Source organism: Streptomyces sp. NPDC054786, from assembly GCF_053611685.1.
The window spans coordinates 161417-175485 of the sequence record NZ_JBSHAW010000008.1; the positions used below are offsets into that span (position 1 = coordinate 161417).

Consider the following 14069-nt stretch of genomic DNA (forward strand, 5'->3'; position numbering starts at 1 on the left):
GTACGACTAGGGGGAAGGGGCCATGATGGACGAGCGGCGCACCGAAGGGCACACGTCCGGAGGCGAAGGCGAGCACTTGTTCGATGTGCCAGCCCAGGCAACAGGAGAGCACGATCGAGACACAGGCTCGGATCAGGGCAAACCATATGTTATGAGCATCAGTCGACTCACGGTCGACAAGCTTGGCATCAAAATGTACGACCGCGTTTCAGCAGTCCTCGCCGAGGTCATCGCGAACGCATATGATGCGGACGCCGAAAAAGTAAAGGTCCGGCTACCGTGGGGGAAGTTCCTTGCGGAGAGGGACGGGAAGCCGCCCGCTACGCCCTACGAGATTTCAATCTCGGACGATGGCCACGGAATGACAGCCGCTGAAGTTAATAGCCACTACCTAACCGTTGGGTCCGACAGGCGAAAAAGGTTCGGCAAGGATTCCTCACGCGACAAGGATCGTCCCGTCATGGGGCGCAAAGGAATCGGCAAGCTGGCCCCCTTCGGTATTTGCGAAACAGTAGAAGTAATCACCGCTGGCGGAGTAGAGACCGATAATGGCTACAAGGTGGCCCATCTGGTCCTCTCCCTCAACGAAATACTCGATGACACGGACAAGGACTATCATCCAGTCCCCGGCTCGATGAATGGCCTCTGGTCCAAGCAAAAAGGGACCACCGTTAAGTTACGGGACTTTCGTCGAAAGAAAGTCCCGACGGGGGATGAGCTTCACCGCCAGCTTTCTGCTCGCTTCGGAATCAAGCGAGCTGACTGGGATGTCGAGATCGCCAACACGGAGCAAACTCTGTTCCCGGAGAGCTTTCATCTTGGCGACCTGAAGATCGATATTCTAGAGAATACGCGCATGAGTCTCGATAACTATGCGGTGAAAACCGAATCCGGGGAATGCCTTCCGATTACTGGGTGGCTCGCGTACACCAGAAAGCCATACAAAGATGAGGCAATGGCTGGGGTGCGCATCTTCTCTCGCGGGAAAATTGTTTCACAGACCCGGGACTTCGGAATCGCCTCAGGCTTTCACGGCGAGTACAGCATTCGGTCCTATCTTGTGGGCGAGATTCACGCAGAGTGGTTGGACCAGGGCGAGGATCTCGTTCGCTCCGACAGACAGGACATCATCTGGAGTTCCGAATATGGAGATGCCCTTCGGAAATGGGGGCAAGGGGTAATCAGAGAGCTCGCCAAGCGGGGCAAATCCGCACTGACCGAGCAAACTTGGAATGATTTCCAAGAAGTATCGGGGCTGCAAGAAGAGCTAGCGGAAGAGGCTCCGGGCGACAAGGAATTCCAGGATTCTGTCACAGAGGCGGCGCGACTTCTCGTCTCGGACAAGGACCGCGAGTCAATTTCGGACCCAGACCATGTACGGAAGATTGTCACGCTGGCCAAGACAATTGCTCCGCACAAGTCCCTTCTTGACGCTCTCAGAGATGTATCGGCAGCTTCAAAGGATCCCTTTGACATCGTGATCGGCCTGTTTCAAAAGGCCCGCATCTCAGAGATGTATTCGCTCGGCCAAGTGGCTGCCGAACGAGTGCGAGTCGTTGATACCCTCTCGTCCCTGATCAGGGACGGTAATTCTCTTGAACATCCCCTCCAGGAGCTGATCGAACAGGCTCCCTGGCTTCTTGCTCCCGAGTGGACGCCTCTGGGAATGAACGAGTCACTGGAGCGGGTCCGCAAGTCCTTCGAAGCGTGGTATTTCAAGAAGGAAGGCGTGGCGCTCGTCACGACAGCAATCAATCGTCAGCGTAAGGAGCCTGATTTCGTATTACTCCATGAGACCGGAACACTCTGGATCGTCGAGATCAAGAGGATGGACTACCACCTCACAGATCCTGAGTACCTTACGGCGGTAGACTATCTGTCCGACCTCGACACCTTCTTGAACGAAAACCCAACCCTGGGCCAGCAGTTCCCGCTACGCAAACTCACGTTTATCGTCGATCACACAGATAAGCTGAGTAGCGTTTCTCGTTCCTCCATGGAGGGAGACAGCAGGATTGCGATCCGCGGATGGCATGAGCTGTTGGACGACACGCTTAGGGCTCATCGCGACTTCCTCGCGAAGGTCGACGATATTAGGCACACGGGGGAGGTCTCAGCCCCAAGTGGGGCTGGACCGGAGGAGCTTAGGTAGGGTTGCGGGGCGGCAAGCGTTGCTGCGTCGTTGTGCTCGTGAATACAGGTAGCCGGATGCCTCGCTACTTGATCTCAAGCTTTCCGACCAGCGAGCCTCCGTGGCTCTGTACTCCATGAAGCGTGCAACGAGCGGACACGAACTAACTGCGGCCGACCTAGAACCAACGAGTGCCGCAGCCGCAGTGGTTCGGTCCGGGGAGTACGGAGTGTGTTTGACATCCACCGGTGACATCAACGTCGACAGACAGTTGCGGCGTTGGACAGACCGAGATGGAGCGGGATTCGTGGACGAGTTCAGACGCAACCTAGGGGCGATCGAACTTGCAAAACGGTGGTCAGCCTGCCGCGCTGCACAACAGCGGAGTTCAACCTCGGTCGCCCGTGGCCGGCCGCAGGGCCACCTATGACCAGCCGAACGCAAGTCGGCGACCGCACCGCCATTGGTTCGCATTGAGGGAATATGTGCGCCAGGCTTCACGGTATCGGACTACTGTCGAAAACTGTCTTCACATAACCGCGCCAGTGCTCGGACCCGTGTCTGGTAGTCGAAACTCGGCCGCAATAGCCGGTTCATGCAGCTATCTACTTGGCGCGACGAGTCCTGGCGGACGCGGCCTACTCCAAGTTAACGGTGATCCACTCGCCTGCCATCTCAACATCAGCGCCCTCACGCAGCAGCCCCTCTTGACGACAGGAAGTCTCGCCGCTGCCCATGAAACCAACTGACATCGATGTAGACGACTTCTTCGAGTTCGTAGGTGACTTCAACAGCAAGTGGACTGACGACCACAAAGGAATCATATTAGCCACAGCCAAGAGAAAGCCTTACGAGGTCGCCGCTTATCTGGTCGACCATCGTCGTCCCAGTCTGGTCATCACCTTCCGGAAGGAAATGGCCGATGAAGAACGCTCCCGCATTTACAACCACATGCGGAAGTCCACTCAGAGGCTAGAGATTTCCTTGATAGCAGACATCGACGTGAGCTGGCACCGGCGCACAATACGAGTCACATGCCGAAAACCAGTTCAATGGCCCTCCGGCACAGTGAATCAAAGTATCTATGCCACCTCAGCCTCCGCTGCAAAGAAATGGTACCGACAGGCTCGGCGTCAAACAGAACATCTCATCAACCAGGCGCCGGACCACACTCCAGCGTTTCACAGCTCAGAAGTCTATGTGACACGCAAGATGATCAGCAGCGTACCGGCCCCCATACCGATCGCCAAGCCTCGGAAATCCGACGCTACCCCGCCTTCCGCCTGGCCTATTCCCCTCACCCCCGTCGCGCCACGCAACAGCACGCAGGCCCCGGCTGCCCGAAACCCTTCCCGGCCCGTCAAGGGGCCTGACTCTCCCACTCGCGCTACAACTCCGAAGAAAGTCGTGGAGAGCCCTCCGGCGCAGAATCACAGGCTCTGCCCCGTATGTAACAAGCCGGCAAGCGCTGGACGGATTCGACATCAACAGTGTGAGAGGCGCGCAATTTCCAGCCAGATGCCTAAGCATCTGGCCACTCCAGCCAAACCAAAGGCGATCTCACCGGAGGCCAGTTCCGAGTACCAGCGTCTAGTCCGCAGGGTCGAACGAAGCGAGACCTCCACTCACGGTAAGCGTCGCGATAGCGCTCGCCGAGACCCCATACGCCTGGATGAAGCCCGCAAGGCCGTGCTCCTGCGCTGCCAAGGTCACTGTGAGAATCCGGCCTGCGGCGGCGAGCCGAACGACCTCAGTGACGACGGACGCCCCATTCTCGAAGTGGACCACGTACAACGCATTGCCGAAGGCGGCCGCGACCATCCCATACAGATGGTCGCGCTGTGTCCTAACTGTCATGCCATGAAGGAGCGTGGATCCAACCGCCGAGCTCTCCAAGCGGTCCTCCGCGACATAGCCGCAAGCACCCACCAGCGCTGGAACAGTACGCCAGCCTAGCGGCTGTCAGATTGCGTCAGTTGAAGAGGAGCAACGAGACACGGCTGACGGTGCCCAATCGAACGGCAGGGAGCCCCAGATTGAGCATGGGGTTACCCTGCCGTTCGATGTGTTGCTGCTATCCGAAGGCCGCCGCCGGCAGCTGAGGGCCCTCGTCGCCTCCTTCGCAAGCGGAGGGAGCCGTTGGCGGCAGGCGGTGACCGCGGCTGATCGCTACACGACGCACGTCGCGCAGGGCTTCAGTCATGTCCTTTGCCAGAAGCCAGACCTCTTTTGGCTCCGGCTCCCCGTCGCCGAGTACTTCGAGCGCGTGCTCCAGGAGTTCGCCTGACATTTCCAGCTGCGCCGCTTCGGTGCTGTCGGCCAGGCGGGACAGGTAGCCGCCGCTGTCCTCGGTACTCAAATAGCAGGGGTTGCCCTCGGGTCCTGACCACGGGAGGAGCCGCAGCTCGTTGTGGGGCGTCATCCTCTGCTTGTCCTCTCCTCGGTCATGTGGTGGGTGGTGAAGAAGGCGTCGGCGCGGTCGCCGGGAAGTACCAGGAGCGCGGCCTCGACCACGCGTCCTGTGCTGTCGGAGGCCACGCGGGTGATCGCGAGCACTGCCATTGCCGAGCTGATGCGAAGGGTCGCCACTTCTTCTGCTGTTGGAGGACGGGCGCTGACTCGTTCCCGGACCTCGGTCAGTGGCGGGCGGAGCTCTGCCAGCTTCGCCTCGAGGCTCTTGCAGCAGTGCGATTCGGCGGGAACGTCGGTCGGCGACAGGTCGCGAGGGACGTAGATACGAGCGAGACTGTGCGGCGACTTCCCCTCGTGGCTGAGGCAGAGGAATTCGGTGAGTGGGCTGCTGGCCGACACCCGCAGCAGGCCGGTCAGTTGACCGTGTGCCTGGAGGTTGGTGGTGCGGACGCTGACGCGTAACGCCGACTCGGCCGAGGAACCCGTCCTGGACGTGCAACCACCGCCGACGTACGTGATTCTGCGGAGGGGGTGGCGGACGAAGTTCCCCTTGCCGTGGATCTTCTCGACGAGCCCTTCACCCTGGAGGACCGAGAGGGCGCTGCGCAGCGTCGCCGTACTGACCGCGTAGCGGGAAGCGAGCTGCGCCTCGGAAGGGAGACATTCGCCGGCCTTGATCCGGCCGGTCGAGATCTTGTTCCGAATGTCATCGGCGATGGCGTGGCGGCGAGTAGGCACGGACAGCATCACCACCTTCTCAGCGTTCGTACGGCTACGAGCCGAGTCCGGGAGTGCATGGTGAGCAGTTCGCCCGACTCGAAGCACAGACGCTTCGCTCCGCCGGGAAGCTGGAGCAGGTCGGTGACACGACACGAGTGACCGCCGATCTGGATGACGTCGCCGCGCTGCACGCTGTCAGCGGTGACCTCGATGGAGCCGGCTGGTCCACCGCCCGGTGCCCAGCCCCTCACTGGGGGCCGTCCGTTCGGCCACGGTCAGCCACCGAGTGACAGGAGCAACTGCACGCTTCGTAGAACACGGGGATGCCGATCGGTGCGGTAGCGGGAGAGGAATGCGCGCACTCACCGTGCCTACCGATGAGGCAGGAACTCGACTGGTAGGGAACGGCCTTCGTGTGCGTCACGCGAAACGGCTGGTGGGGAGGCATCAGAGAGCCTCCGCCGGCGCGAACCGGTGGTGCGCAACGCGATCGCGAGGCGCGACAGCCGGCCCGACGGACGCCGGCGATCGGTGGCGCCAGCTCATCGGGACGCACCGCTCATCGGTATGCGAGACGGTATGGCGGATACGGTTGAACACGCTGATCAGCTCCTATCGCTGATGGCCAGGCCCCCGGACATCGCCCGTCGCGGGGGCCGCTGTGTGCACTGCGGCCCATAAGGTGCGGCCGTTCAAGCTGTTGGCGAGGAGCCCGAATCGATCGGCCTCCGCGACTGCTTCAAGGGCCTCCCGCCATGACTCGGCGGAGAGCGATTCCGGTACCTCCGTTTCGATCGACGTAAGTCGGGCGTGCTGCTCCACGCGCGGGGTGAGCCCGATGGCGGACAACCGGGCTGCGATGTCTTCGGCGCTTGGTTCCGAAGCAGGCACAGGGCAGTCTCCGTCGCTCGACGATCACATGGAGTAAAGCTAGTTAACTAGGTTAGAGCTAGTGGACTAGATTTTCCATATGCCTGAGCAGCCGCCGTATCTCCGCATCGCTGACGAGCTCCGGCGCCGGATCGCGGAGCAGGAGTGGACGCCGGGAGACCGGCTCCCGTCGCGCGCCCAGATCGCCGACGAGTGCGGCGTCGGCGAGAACGTGGTTCGCCGAGCCCAAGAGCTACTGATCTCACAGGGAGCACTGGAAGGCCGCGCCGGATCCGGCACGTACGTCGCCGCTCCTCGCCAGCGCGTACGCATGGTCCGTTCCTCGGCTCGCGAGCAGCCCGACGGCTCCCCGTTTCGCGCGGACATGACGGCCGTGGGCAAGCTGGGGGATTGGGAAAGCCGGACCGAGGCAAAGCTCCCGGCGCCGGCTGAGATCGCAGCACGCCTCGGCATCGACGAGGGCGACCTGTGCGTCCGCACCGTGTACGAGTTCCTCGCCGACGGCAAGCCGGTGCAGCTGTCGACGAGCTGGGAGTCGTACGACCTCACCGCTGGCACCGTCGTCGTCCTCCCCGAGGGAGGGCCGCACGCAGGGGCAGGTGTGGTGAACCGCATGGCCGAGATCGGCATCACGGTCAGCCACGCTGTGGAGCAGCCGGAGCCGCGGCAAGCGAATGCCGAGGAGGCCTCGCTCCTCGGCATCCAGAAGGGCGCCTTCGTCACGCACATCCGGCGGACGTACTACAGCGACCAAGGGCGGCCCGTCGAGACGGCGGACATCGTCGTACCCGCCGCGCTTTGCGAGATCGTCTACGAGATCCCCATCAGTCGTTAGCGGTGCCGGGCCGGACGCTCGCAGCCCGATACGGCCGCACGACTAGCGCACCGGAAGCGCACCAGATGCGGCGGAGAACCACGGTCAGAAGTGGTTCGATCCGAGGGTTCGCAACAGTGCCCCGGAGAGCCGTTTCAGCTGGTCAGCGCCCATGACTACGGCAGACCGCCAGTGATTCCCAAGCTCAGAGCGCGGGTTCGATTCCCGTCACCCGCTCCATAACGAACCCCCAGGTCAGTGACCTGGGGGTTGCTTATTGTCTAGACCTCTTGCCCGGGCGGCGTTGCCCTCTACGTGCCCCAACTCTCCCGATCGCCCGGCCCGGACAGCGCGAGGCGCGCCAATTCCCGACCCTGCGGCCAGGGGTGTCACACCTCGCAAGATCCGTTTTTCGTGATCTGCGCCACCTTTTTGCGTAGGGTCGCAAATTTGCAGGGCTGAAAGGCGGTTGGCGGCCGATAGCTTCTACCGCCGCCTACCCCGGAGCGGTGAGAGTGCACAGGCGCCGGACCAACACACTGACGACTGTCCCCGCAGGACATCGAGGCAGGCCCCCGAGCTCTCCGGCAAGGTGCACAACCGACACCCCCTACAGCTCAGCAAGACCGATTCATCCATTCACCCTGACCAGGGGTCGACTTGTGCCCGGCCCGGATGTACACCGCTGAGGAAGCAGCGTACGTAATGCCGCCCACTGCACTCAGCCACGTGAACGGGCCTCCGAGTTCACCGCGGACCAACTCGTAGAAGGTGCCGCACACGAGCGCGAGCATCAGCACATTCCCGGTCATCGCCCCAGCCCGCATATTGACCATGCGGCGCCGTTCATCCTCCTCGTATCCGCTGAGTTGCGCAGCGACATCGCTGTGCCCTGCGGACAAGCTGACGGTCAATCCGTACCCGATGATGATCACTGGCAATGCGACGGCCATGGCGATCTCGCCACGCACCGCCATGATCACCGCCATCACTGCACCCGCGGCCACGGTCAGCGCGAGGACGGCCCACCGGGACGCCGCGCGAGAGGTGCTATGCGTCCTCGACATGGAAGATCTCCTCAACGGTGAGCCCGAAGTGTCGGGCAATTCGTATGGCCAGCGGTAGCGACGGGTCGTAGCGGTCCTGCTCAATGGCGTTCACTGTCTGCCGGGAAACGCCTAGTGCCGCACCCAATGCTTGCTGGGAGAGTCCCTGGGCGCCGCGCAGCCGGCGAACCTCATTCCGCATGGATGGAAAGTAAGCTTTACATCGAGTCGCGTCAACGGCCAGCCGTGCCTGCATCGCGATCCGCCACAGGCCCGAGGGCCGGCAGATCTCGCGAAACCGTCTCGCTCGTGTCCCATGACTGGCTCGACCGCTGAGGGCCTGTGGGCTCGCTAGCGCGGTGCAAGGCCAGCGACTGAAGGCGACGGGCGGCCGACACCAGCCCATCGCCTGGCCCGGACCGCAGCTGGATCTGGGCGTTGTCGATCTGGGCGTGTTCCCGGTACCAGGCGACCTCGCCCGGCCGGTGCTCCTGTACGTGCTCCTTGGCCTGTTCGATCAGCGGGCCGAGGTGGCCCTTGAGGGTGTCGATCAGCCGGAGGACTTCGTCGTACGGGGGAAGGACGATGGTGGAGCGCAGAGCTGCGGCGATGTCCGCCTGGATCTGGTCGATGCCGTCGGTGCCCGACGGGCGCAACTGACCTGGCATCGGCTGCTGATCGGCACGGGTGGCATCCATGGTGCAACTCCTCGAAGACGGTGGTGGTCGTCACCGCCGCCAGGGGCGAGGAGAGGCCGGCCTTACACGGCCCCTGGCGGCTGAGTACGAGTCAACCGCCGGAGCAACAGGCAGATCCGCAACCAGGTTGCGAGGTAGTAATCCCTTTGCGGGTGGGTCAGTTGACGGCCACGCCCGCGCGGCCGGCGAACGCCCGGACGCCAGGGAGGGTCCGGTCATGCCGGAGCAGACCGCTGGCCAGGTTCTTGACCGACCCGCGCCGGATCTCCTGTGGTGCGGCCCGTTCGGCCGCCAGCAGAGCCCGGTAGCACTGCTCGGGCTTGCCCCACTGGTCGAAGCACCGGGCCACGTCAGTGAAGAAGCGCCCCTGCCGTTCGGCGGTCGGCAGGGCCGCAGGGTTGATGGTCTTGGCCAGGTCGATCGCCTGGCCGGCGTCACCGAGCAGGTAGTGGACGGAAAGCTGGTGCAGCAGCACTTGCTGGGTACCGGTGTCCGTGCGGGCCTCGGGGCTCGTCCGGCCGACTTCGGCGGCTTCGGCGGCCTCGCCGATCAGCCCGTGCGCGGTGGGCCGATCGCCCATCTTGGCCGCCGTGTACGCGGCAGTGGCCAGCAGCGAGACACTCGCGGACAGCCGGGCGGTCTCGGGAGTGCTGCGATCCCCCCGCACGTCCTGCGCGGCCCTGACGGCGATATCAGTGGCGCGGGCGAGGTGGCCTTGGCGGCGCCACGCACTGGACACCATCCGGTGCGCCTCGGCGGTCGTGAGGGCATCGCCGCCGATCCGCGCAGAGGTCAGCGCACGGTCCGCAGTGATCGCCACCAGCCCGTCCTCGCCGAGCTTGATGCACAGCCGAGTGGCGATGTTGTAGAGGTCGGCGACGGCGGTGGCCGACAGCTCCGCCGGTTCCAGGCCCTGAGCTTGCGCGATCCTGCCGGGCAGGTTCCGGGCCAGCGTGTCGTAGCGGGCGGCTCGGAATTCCTCTCGGGACGCCTTCACTTCGGCAGCGACGCCGCCCGGTGACACCTCTCCGTGCTTCGGCACGGTGGCAGTGCCGTAGAGCAGGTGATCTTCCAGGGGCGCGAGGGTGCTGGCCTCGGCTGGAGAGGCACTGGCCAGGGGGGTGGTGAAGACCACCGCCGCAGCGGCCAGAAGTTCGCGGCGTCGCACGGGGTCGTCCCCCTCCTCTGGACCAAGATTGCGATCAACCCTAGCGGAGGCGGGCCGACGCCGAGTCGGTACCGGCGTCGGCCCGGGCGGCGCGGCAGCGAGAAGGGCGGACAGGGAAATGTCTAAGACATCGGAGATCTGACGGAGTGCATCCAGGCCGTTGACCGGGATGACGTCCCGTTCGACCTGAGACACCCAGCTCTCCGACCGGTCGATCATCGCAGCCAGGTCCCGCTGCGGCCATCCTTTGCGCCTGCGCGCCTTGGCGATCGTCTTACCGAGTGTGAGGTCACTTCCCGCCACTGGGCACGCCCCCGAGGTCCCGTATCCGCATCGCGTGAGCACGCAACGTTACTGGTGCAAGGGACCCATCTGTAGAGGACAGGGCAGCGAGAGTAGGCCAACTATCGGCTGGCCCACGTCCCGCTGCTACGGAAGGTGCGTCGATGTCGCACCCCGTACGCCACGCGCTACCGGGGCGTCGCCGTGGGACCCGTCCGCAGAGGCGCTAGTTGCACTGTCCCAGCGCAGTGGCGGCTCGGCACCGGCGACGAGGCAGCAAGCTCACACCGGCCCCTCGGCGACGATCTCGTCGATCAGTCCGCGAATCCGCCGCTCGATGTCGTCGCGGATCGGCCGCACGGCCTCGACGCCCTGCCCAGCGGGATCGGGCAACTGCCAGTCGAGGTACCGCTTTCCGGGGAAGACGGGGCAGGTGTCGCCGCAGCCCATCGTGATGACGACGTCGGACGCCTGCACCGCCTCGACGGTGAGCACCTTGGGCACCTCGGCCGAGACGTCGATGCCGGCCTCGGCCATTGCCGCGATGACGGCCGGGTTCACGGCGTCGGCGGGGGCGGACCCGGCGGACCGCACCTGGACGCGGTCGCCCGCGAGGTGCGTGAGGAACGCGGCGGCCATCTGCGAGCGGCCGGCGTTGTGGACGCAGACGAACAGCACGGAGGGCAGGGCGGCGTCAGACACGGGCGGGGCCTTCCTCGGGCAGCGGTAGGGCGGTGGTGAAGAAGCACCGTGCGTACAGTGCGACGTAGACGAGGCCGATCAGCACGGGTACTTCGATAAGCGGGCCGACCACGCCCGCGAGGGCCTGTCCGGAGGTTGCGCCGAAAGTCGCGATGGCTACCGCGATGGCCAGCTCGAAGTTGTTGCCGGCGGCGGTGAATGCGAGCGTCGTCGCACGGGAGTAGGTGAGTCCGACGGATCGTCCGAGTGCCATGGAGCCGGCCCACATCAGGGCGAAGTACACGAGCAGCGGGAGCGCGATCCGGGCGACGTCGAGCGGTTGCGAGGTGATCGCATCGCCTTGCAGCGCGAAGAGAATGACGATCGTGAACAGCAGCCCGTACAGGGCGAACGGGCCGATGCGCGGAATCAGCTTCGCCTCGTACCAAGCGCGGCCCTTGGTCTTCTCGCCGATCCGGCGCGTGAGGTACCCGGCGGCGAGCGGGATGCCGAGGAAGATCAGCACGCTGCGGGCGATCTCCCACACGGATACGTCGAGTCCGGACCGCTCAAGGCCGAGCCACCCGGGCAGCACGGAGAGGTAGAACCACCCGAGGGCCGAGAACGCGATCACCTGGAACACCGAGTTCAGCGCGACCAGGACGGCGGCGGCCTCGCGATCGCCACAGGCCAGGTCGTTCCAGATGATGACCATGGCGATACAGCGGGCCAGCCCCACGATGATCAAGCCGGTGCGGTACTCGGGCAGGTCGGGCAGGAACAGCCACGCCAGCGCGAACATGAGCGCCGGGCCGACGATCCAGTTCAGCAGCAGCGAGGGCAGCAGCAGCCGACGGTCGCGGGTGACGGTGTCGAGCCGGTCGTAGCGCACCTTCGCGAGAACCGGGTACATCATCACCAACAGGCCGAGCGCGATGGGCAGCGATACGCCGGTCACGGTGACCTTGGCGAGGGCGTCCCCGAGGCCGGGTACGACGTGGCCGAGGCCGAGGCCAAGAGCCATCGCGGCGAGGATCCAGACGGCGAGGTACCGGTCGAGGAACGACAGGCGGCCGGCGACGGCCTGCTCGGGCACGGCGCTCACAAGGCAGCCCCAGCGGCTTCAGCCGGGGCAGGGAGGGGCTCGCCGGCGGGGCGCGTCAGGATGCCCGCGAGGCGGTCCGTCATATCGGGCAGCAGCCAGTAGTAGACCCATGTGCCGCGCCGCTCACAGTCGATGAGGCGGGCCTGCCGGAGCAGCTTGAGGTGGTGCGAGATCGTCGGCTGTGACAGGTCGAACGCAGGGGTCAGGTCGCAGACGCAGACCTCGCCTCCGGCGCGCGAGGCGATCATCGACAACAGGCGCAGCCGCACCGGATCGCCCAGCGCCTTGAACACCTTCGCCAGCTCTTCGGCCTGCCCCTCGTCGAGGGGAGCTGTCAGCAGTCCCGGGCAGCACGCACCTGCCTCATCGGTCTGGCCGAGCACCACAAGCTCTTGTTTCGACATGCTTCTATGTTGACGTTTTTCGATCCAAGGCGCAAGCTTGCATCGAAAGATATCAATGCAAGCCGATGGGAGACCGCCATGTCCCGCGCACAGCTCGCCCTTCGCGTCAGCGACCTCGAAGCGTCGATCACCTTTTACTCGAAGCTGTTCGGCGCCGAACCGGCCAAGCGACGCGACGGCTACGCCAACTTCGCCCTCACGGAACCGCCGCTCAAGCTCGTACTGATCGAGGGCGAGCCCGGACAGGACACCCGCCTCGACCACCTCGGCGTAGAGGTCGAGTCCACGGACCAGGTGACGGCCGCCACGACCCGTCTCAAGGACGCCGGCCTCGCCACATTCGAGGAGAACGACACCTCCTGCTGCTACGCCCTCCAGGACAAGGTGTGGGTGCACGGCCCGGCAAGGAGCCCTGGGAGGTCTACGTGGTCAAGGCCGACGCCGACACACTCGGCAAGAGCGCCGATCCGTCCGCAGGAACCGGCAGTGACGCCTGCTGCGCGAGCAAGCCGGTCGACGCGAACTCTGTCGCGGGTTGCGGCTGCGGAAGCTGATGCCCGCCCCTTGCCCCCAGCAAAATCTGCGACCAGGGGACACCCCGGACGAGAAAGACCCGGCAGGACGATGCGGAGTCCCCTGGCTCGTTGCGCCGGCCTTGCATGCGCAACCCTGTCGGCACGGCGGGCTTTTGGGTGCCATCTTTCGTCATCGACCAGCGTCCAGAGCACTGCACGACAAGCGCCACGAATGTCCGTGCCCCATCCGTGCTCTTCAGACCGGTCAACAGCGGTCACGAGGGGCACCGTGGGGCACCATCGGACGATGCCACGAGGCAGCATGTCTGCAGGTCAGGGCCGGATCATTGCTCCAAGCCCCGTTGATTCCCAAGCTCAGAGCGCGGGTTCGATTCCCGTCACCCGCTCCATAGTTGAGGCCCAGGTCGGAGACCTGGGCCTTGTTTGTTGTCCGGGCCGGTTCAGGCGTCCCGCACCGAGTCCGCACCACTTCCCCCTCATTCGACTGGAGGGAGAGCGGTCGCGACGTTCAGGCGGTCACGCTGCTCGGTCTACCCGCCTGCCCTGGCGACTGCTCGCCGTCAGGCCGCGCAACGGGCGAAAGCCTGCACCCTGCCGGATTGGTTCGCCTCATTTTCGAATCGAATCGTCCACCGTCTGTCGCTCACCGCGCGGTTGCCCGTCACGTCGATGCTGGCGGAGGACACGAGCCAGCCACCGCTGACGGCAAAGGTGCCCCTAGGGCAGGTGACAGTGACGGTCTCGGTCTGGTTGGCCCCGACGGACCGGACCGGGCTCTCTGCGGTGACGACGCGGGGGTGGCCGGTTTCGTCATCGGCCAGTGCGGGGGACGCCAGACTGACGGCCAACGCGGGTGCAGCGGCCAGGGCGAGGAGCTTGGTGCGGGACATGCTGTGACCTCTCTGAGTGGTTCGTGCGTTCTCTACGAATCGAACGCACCAGCCCAGGCTAGGAATGGGGTGGACGGAACCGCCATCCGATGCGCCCCATTGGAGTGATGGAATGCGCACCATCGGTTACTGATCGTGGCGGCGCTGCCCGGGGGTCCGACCTCCAACTGACCGACACACGCGGCCCTGTTGACCAGAGCTCAGCGACCGTCGCGCCCAAAGGTCGCATCGAGGGGTGCAACAGCTCCCCCTGACACCAGCACACCGGCACCGGCCAGACGTCCTGACGCG

The 14069-nt window shown here is 64.6% G+C and carries 14 protein-coding genes and 2 pseudogenes; 4 read left to right on the forward strand and 12 right to left on the reverse strand.

The window, feature by feature from the left end; all coding sequences use genetic code 11:
• Positions 1 to 22: 22 nt before the first annotated feature.
• Positions 23 to 2152, forward strand: a complete 2130-nt coding sequence (locus ACWGI6_RS09725; RefSeq protein WP_453266977.1) for an ATP-binding protein — start codon at positions 23 to 25, stop codon at positions 2150 to 2152.
• A gap of 1497 nt (positions 2153 to 3649) precedes the next feature.
• On the forward strand, positions 3650 to 4087 hold the full coding sequence (locus ACWGI6_RS09730; RefSeq protein ID WP_453266978.1) for an HNH endonuclease: 438 nt from the start codon (positions 3650 to 3652) through the stop codon (positions 4085 to 4087).
• A gap of 118 nt (positions 4088 to 4205) precedes the next feature.
• On the opposite strand, the gene ACWGI6_RS09735 is transcribed toward ACWGI6_RS09730, so the two are convergent.
• The 3 genes from ACWGI6_RS09735 to ACWGI6_RS09745 form a co-directional block, all read right to left on the reverse strand.
• On the reverse strand, positions 4206 to 4553 hold the full coding sequence (locus ACWGI6_RS09735) for a hypothetical protein (RefSeq protein WP_453266979.1): 348 nt from the start codon (positions 4551 to 4553) through the stop codon (positions 4206 to 4208).
• Positions 4550 to 5290: a GntR family transcriptional regulator gene (locus tag ACWGI6_RS09740; RefSeq protein ID WP_453267007.1), complete on the reverse strand. Its 741-nt coding sequence runs from the start codon at positions 5288 to 5290 to the stop codon at positions 4550 to 4552. Before ACWGI6_RS09740 ends, ACWGI6_RS09735 begins: the two co-directional genes overlap by 4 nt.
• A 585-nt stretch (positions 5291 to 5875) precedes the next feature.
• Positions 5876 to 6154, reverse strand: a complete 279-nt coding sequence (locus tag ACWGI6_RS09745) for a hypothetical protein (RefSeq protein WP_453266980.1) — start codon at positions 6152 to 6154, stop codon at positions 5876 to 5878.
• 79 nt (positions 6155 to 6233) lie between these two features.
• Here ACWGI6_RS09745 and ACWGI6_RS09750 point away from each other — a divergent pair, with 79 nt between their 5' ends.
• Positions 6234 to 6989, forward strand: a complete 756-nt coding sequence (locus tag ACWGI6_RS09750) for a GntR family transcriptional regulator (protein WP_453266981.1) — start codon at positions 6234 to 6236, stop codon at positions 6987 to 6989.
• A gap of 596 nt (positions 6990 to 7585) precedes the next feature.
• On the opposite strand, the gene ACWGI6_RS09755 is transcribed toward ACWGI6_RS09750, so the two are convergent.
• The 8 genes and pseudogenes from ACWGI6_RS09755 to ACWGI6_RS09790 form a co-directional block, all read right to left on the reverse strand.
• Complete coding sequence (locus ACWGI6_RS09755; RefSeq protein WP_453266982.1) at positions 7586 to 7957, reverse strand: hypothetical protein; 372 nt, start codon at positions 7955 to 7957, stop codon at positions 7586 to 7588.
• Between the two features lie 61 nt (positions 7958 to 8018).
• Positions 8019 to 8216: a helix-turn-helix transcriptional regulator gene (locus ACWGI6_RS09760; protein WP_453266983.1), complete on the reverse strand. Its 198-nt coding sequence runs from the start codon at positions 8214 to 8216 to the stop codon at positions 8019 to 8021.
• Positions 8217 to 8247: 31 nt separating this feature from the next.
• Positions 8248 to 8712 (reverse strand): DUF6415 family natural product biosynthesis protein, encoded by a 465-nt coding sequence (locus tag ACWGI6_RS09765; protein ID WP_453266984.1) that lies wholly within the window; start codon positions 8710 to 8712, stop codon positions 8248 to 8250.
• A gap of 157 nt (positions 8713 to 8869) precedes the next feature.
• Positions 8870 to 9880 (reverse strand): XRE family transcriptional regulator, encoded by a 1011-nt coding sequence (locus tag ACWGI6_RS09770; protein WP_453267008.1) that lies wholly within the window; start codon positions 9878 to 9880, stop codon positions 8870 to 8872.
• 126 nt (positions 9881 to 10006) lie between these two features.
• Positions 10007 to 10225, reverse strand: a pseudogene (locus ACWGI6_RS09775) (helix-turn-helix domain-containing protein); the annotation flags it as partial.
• Between the two features lie 219 nt (positions 10226 to 10444).
• Positions 10445 to 10864 carry an arsenate reductase ArsC gene (locus ACWGI6_RS09780; protein ID WP_453266985.1) on the reverse strand — a complete coding sequence of 140 codons (420 nt, stop codon included), beginning with the start codon at positions 10862 to 10864 and terminating at the stop codon, positions 10445 to 10447.
• Entirely contained in the window at positions 10857 to 11948 is a 1092-nt protein-coding gene (gene arsB, locus ACWGI6_RS09785) for an ACR3 family arsenite efflux transporter (RefSeq protein ID WP_453266986.1), read from the reverse strand. Before arsB ends, ACWGI6_RS09780 begins: the two co-directional genes overlap by 8 nt.
• Positions 11945 to 12352, reverse strand: a complete 408-nt coding sequence (locus tag ACWGI6_RS09790; RefSeq protein ID WP_453266987.1) for an ArsR/SmtB family transcription factor — start codon at positions 12350 to 12352, stop codon at positions 11945 to 11947. Before ACWGI6_RS09790 ends, arsB begins: the two co-directional genes overlap by 4 nt.
• A gap of 78 nt (positions 12353 to 12430) precedes the next feature.
• Here ACWGI6_RS09790 and ACWGI6_RS09795 point away from each other — a divergent pair.
• Positions 12431 to 12906, forward strand: a pseudogene (locus ACWGI6_RS09795) (ArsI/CadI family heavy metal resistance metalloenzyme).
• A gap of 542 nt (positions 12907 to 13448) precedes the next feature.
• On the opposite strand, the gene ACWGI6_RS09800 reads toward ACWGI6_RS09795, so the two are convergent.
• Positions 13449 to 13778 (reverse strand): hypothetical protein, encoded by a 330-nt coding sequence (locus tag ACWGI6_RS09800; RefSeq protein WP_453266988.1) that lies wholly within the window; start codon positions 13776 to 13778, stop codon positions 13449 to 13451.
• Between the last annotated feature and the right edge of the window lie 291 nt (positions 13779 to 14069).

What these genes read in the sequence shown, in the direction of transcription:
- ACWGI6_RS09800 (WP_453266988.1), bottom strand. Translation starts at nt 13,778, where the DNA reads ATGTCCCGCACCAAGCTCCTCGCCCTGGCCGCTGCACCCGCGTTGGCC.
- ACWGI6_RS09740 (WP_453267007.1), bottom strand. Translation starts at nt 5,290, where the DNA reads ATGCTGTCCGTGCCTACTCGCCGCCACGCCATCGCCGATGACATTCGG.
- ACWGI6_RS09760 (WP_453266983.1), bottom strand. Translation starts at nt 8,216, where the DNA reads ATGCGGAATGAGGTTCGCCGGCTGCGCGGCGCCCAGGGACTCTCCCAG.
- ACWGI6_RS09735 (WP_453266979.1), bottom strand. Translation starts at nt 4,553, where the DNA reads ATGACGCCCCACAACGAGCTGCGGCTCCTCCCGTGGTCAGGACCCGAG.
- ACWGI6_RS09790 (WP_453266987.1), bottom strand. Translation starts at nt 12,352, where the DNA reads ATGTCGAAACAAGAGCTTGTGGTGCTCGGCCAGACCGATGAGGCAGGT.
- ACWGI6_RS09730 (WP_453266978.1), top strand. Translation starts at nt 3,650, where the DNA reads ATGCCTAAGCATCTGGCCACTCCAGCCAAACCAAAGGCGATCTCACCG.
- ACWGI6_RS09765 (WP_453266984.1), bottom strand. Translation starts at nt 8,712, where the DNA reads ATGGATGCCACCCGTGCCGATCAGCAGCCGATGCCAGGTCAGTTGCGC.
- ACWGI6_RS09750 (WP_453266981.1), top strand. Translation starts at nt 6,234, where the DNA reads ATGCCTGAGCAGCCGCCGTATCTCCGCATCGCTGACGAGCTCCGGCGC.
- ACWGI6_RS09725 (WP_453266977.1), top strand. Translation starts at nt 23, where the DNA reads ATGATGGACGAGCGGCGCACCGAAGGGCACACGTCCGGAGGCGAAGGC.
- ACWGI6_RS09755 (WP_453266982.1), bottom strand. Translation starts at nt 7,957, where the DNA reads ATGGCGGTGATCATGGCGGTGCGTGGCGAGATCGCCATGGCCGTCGCA.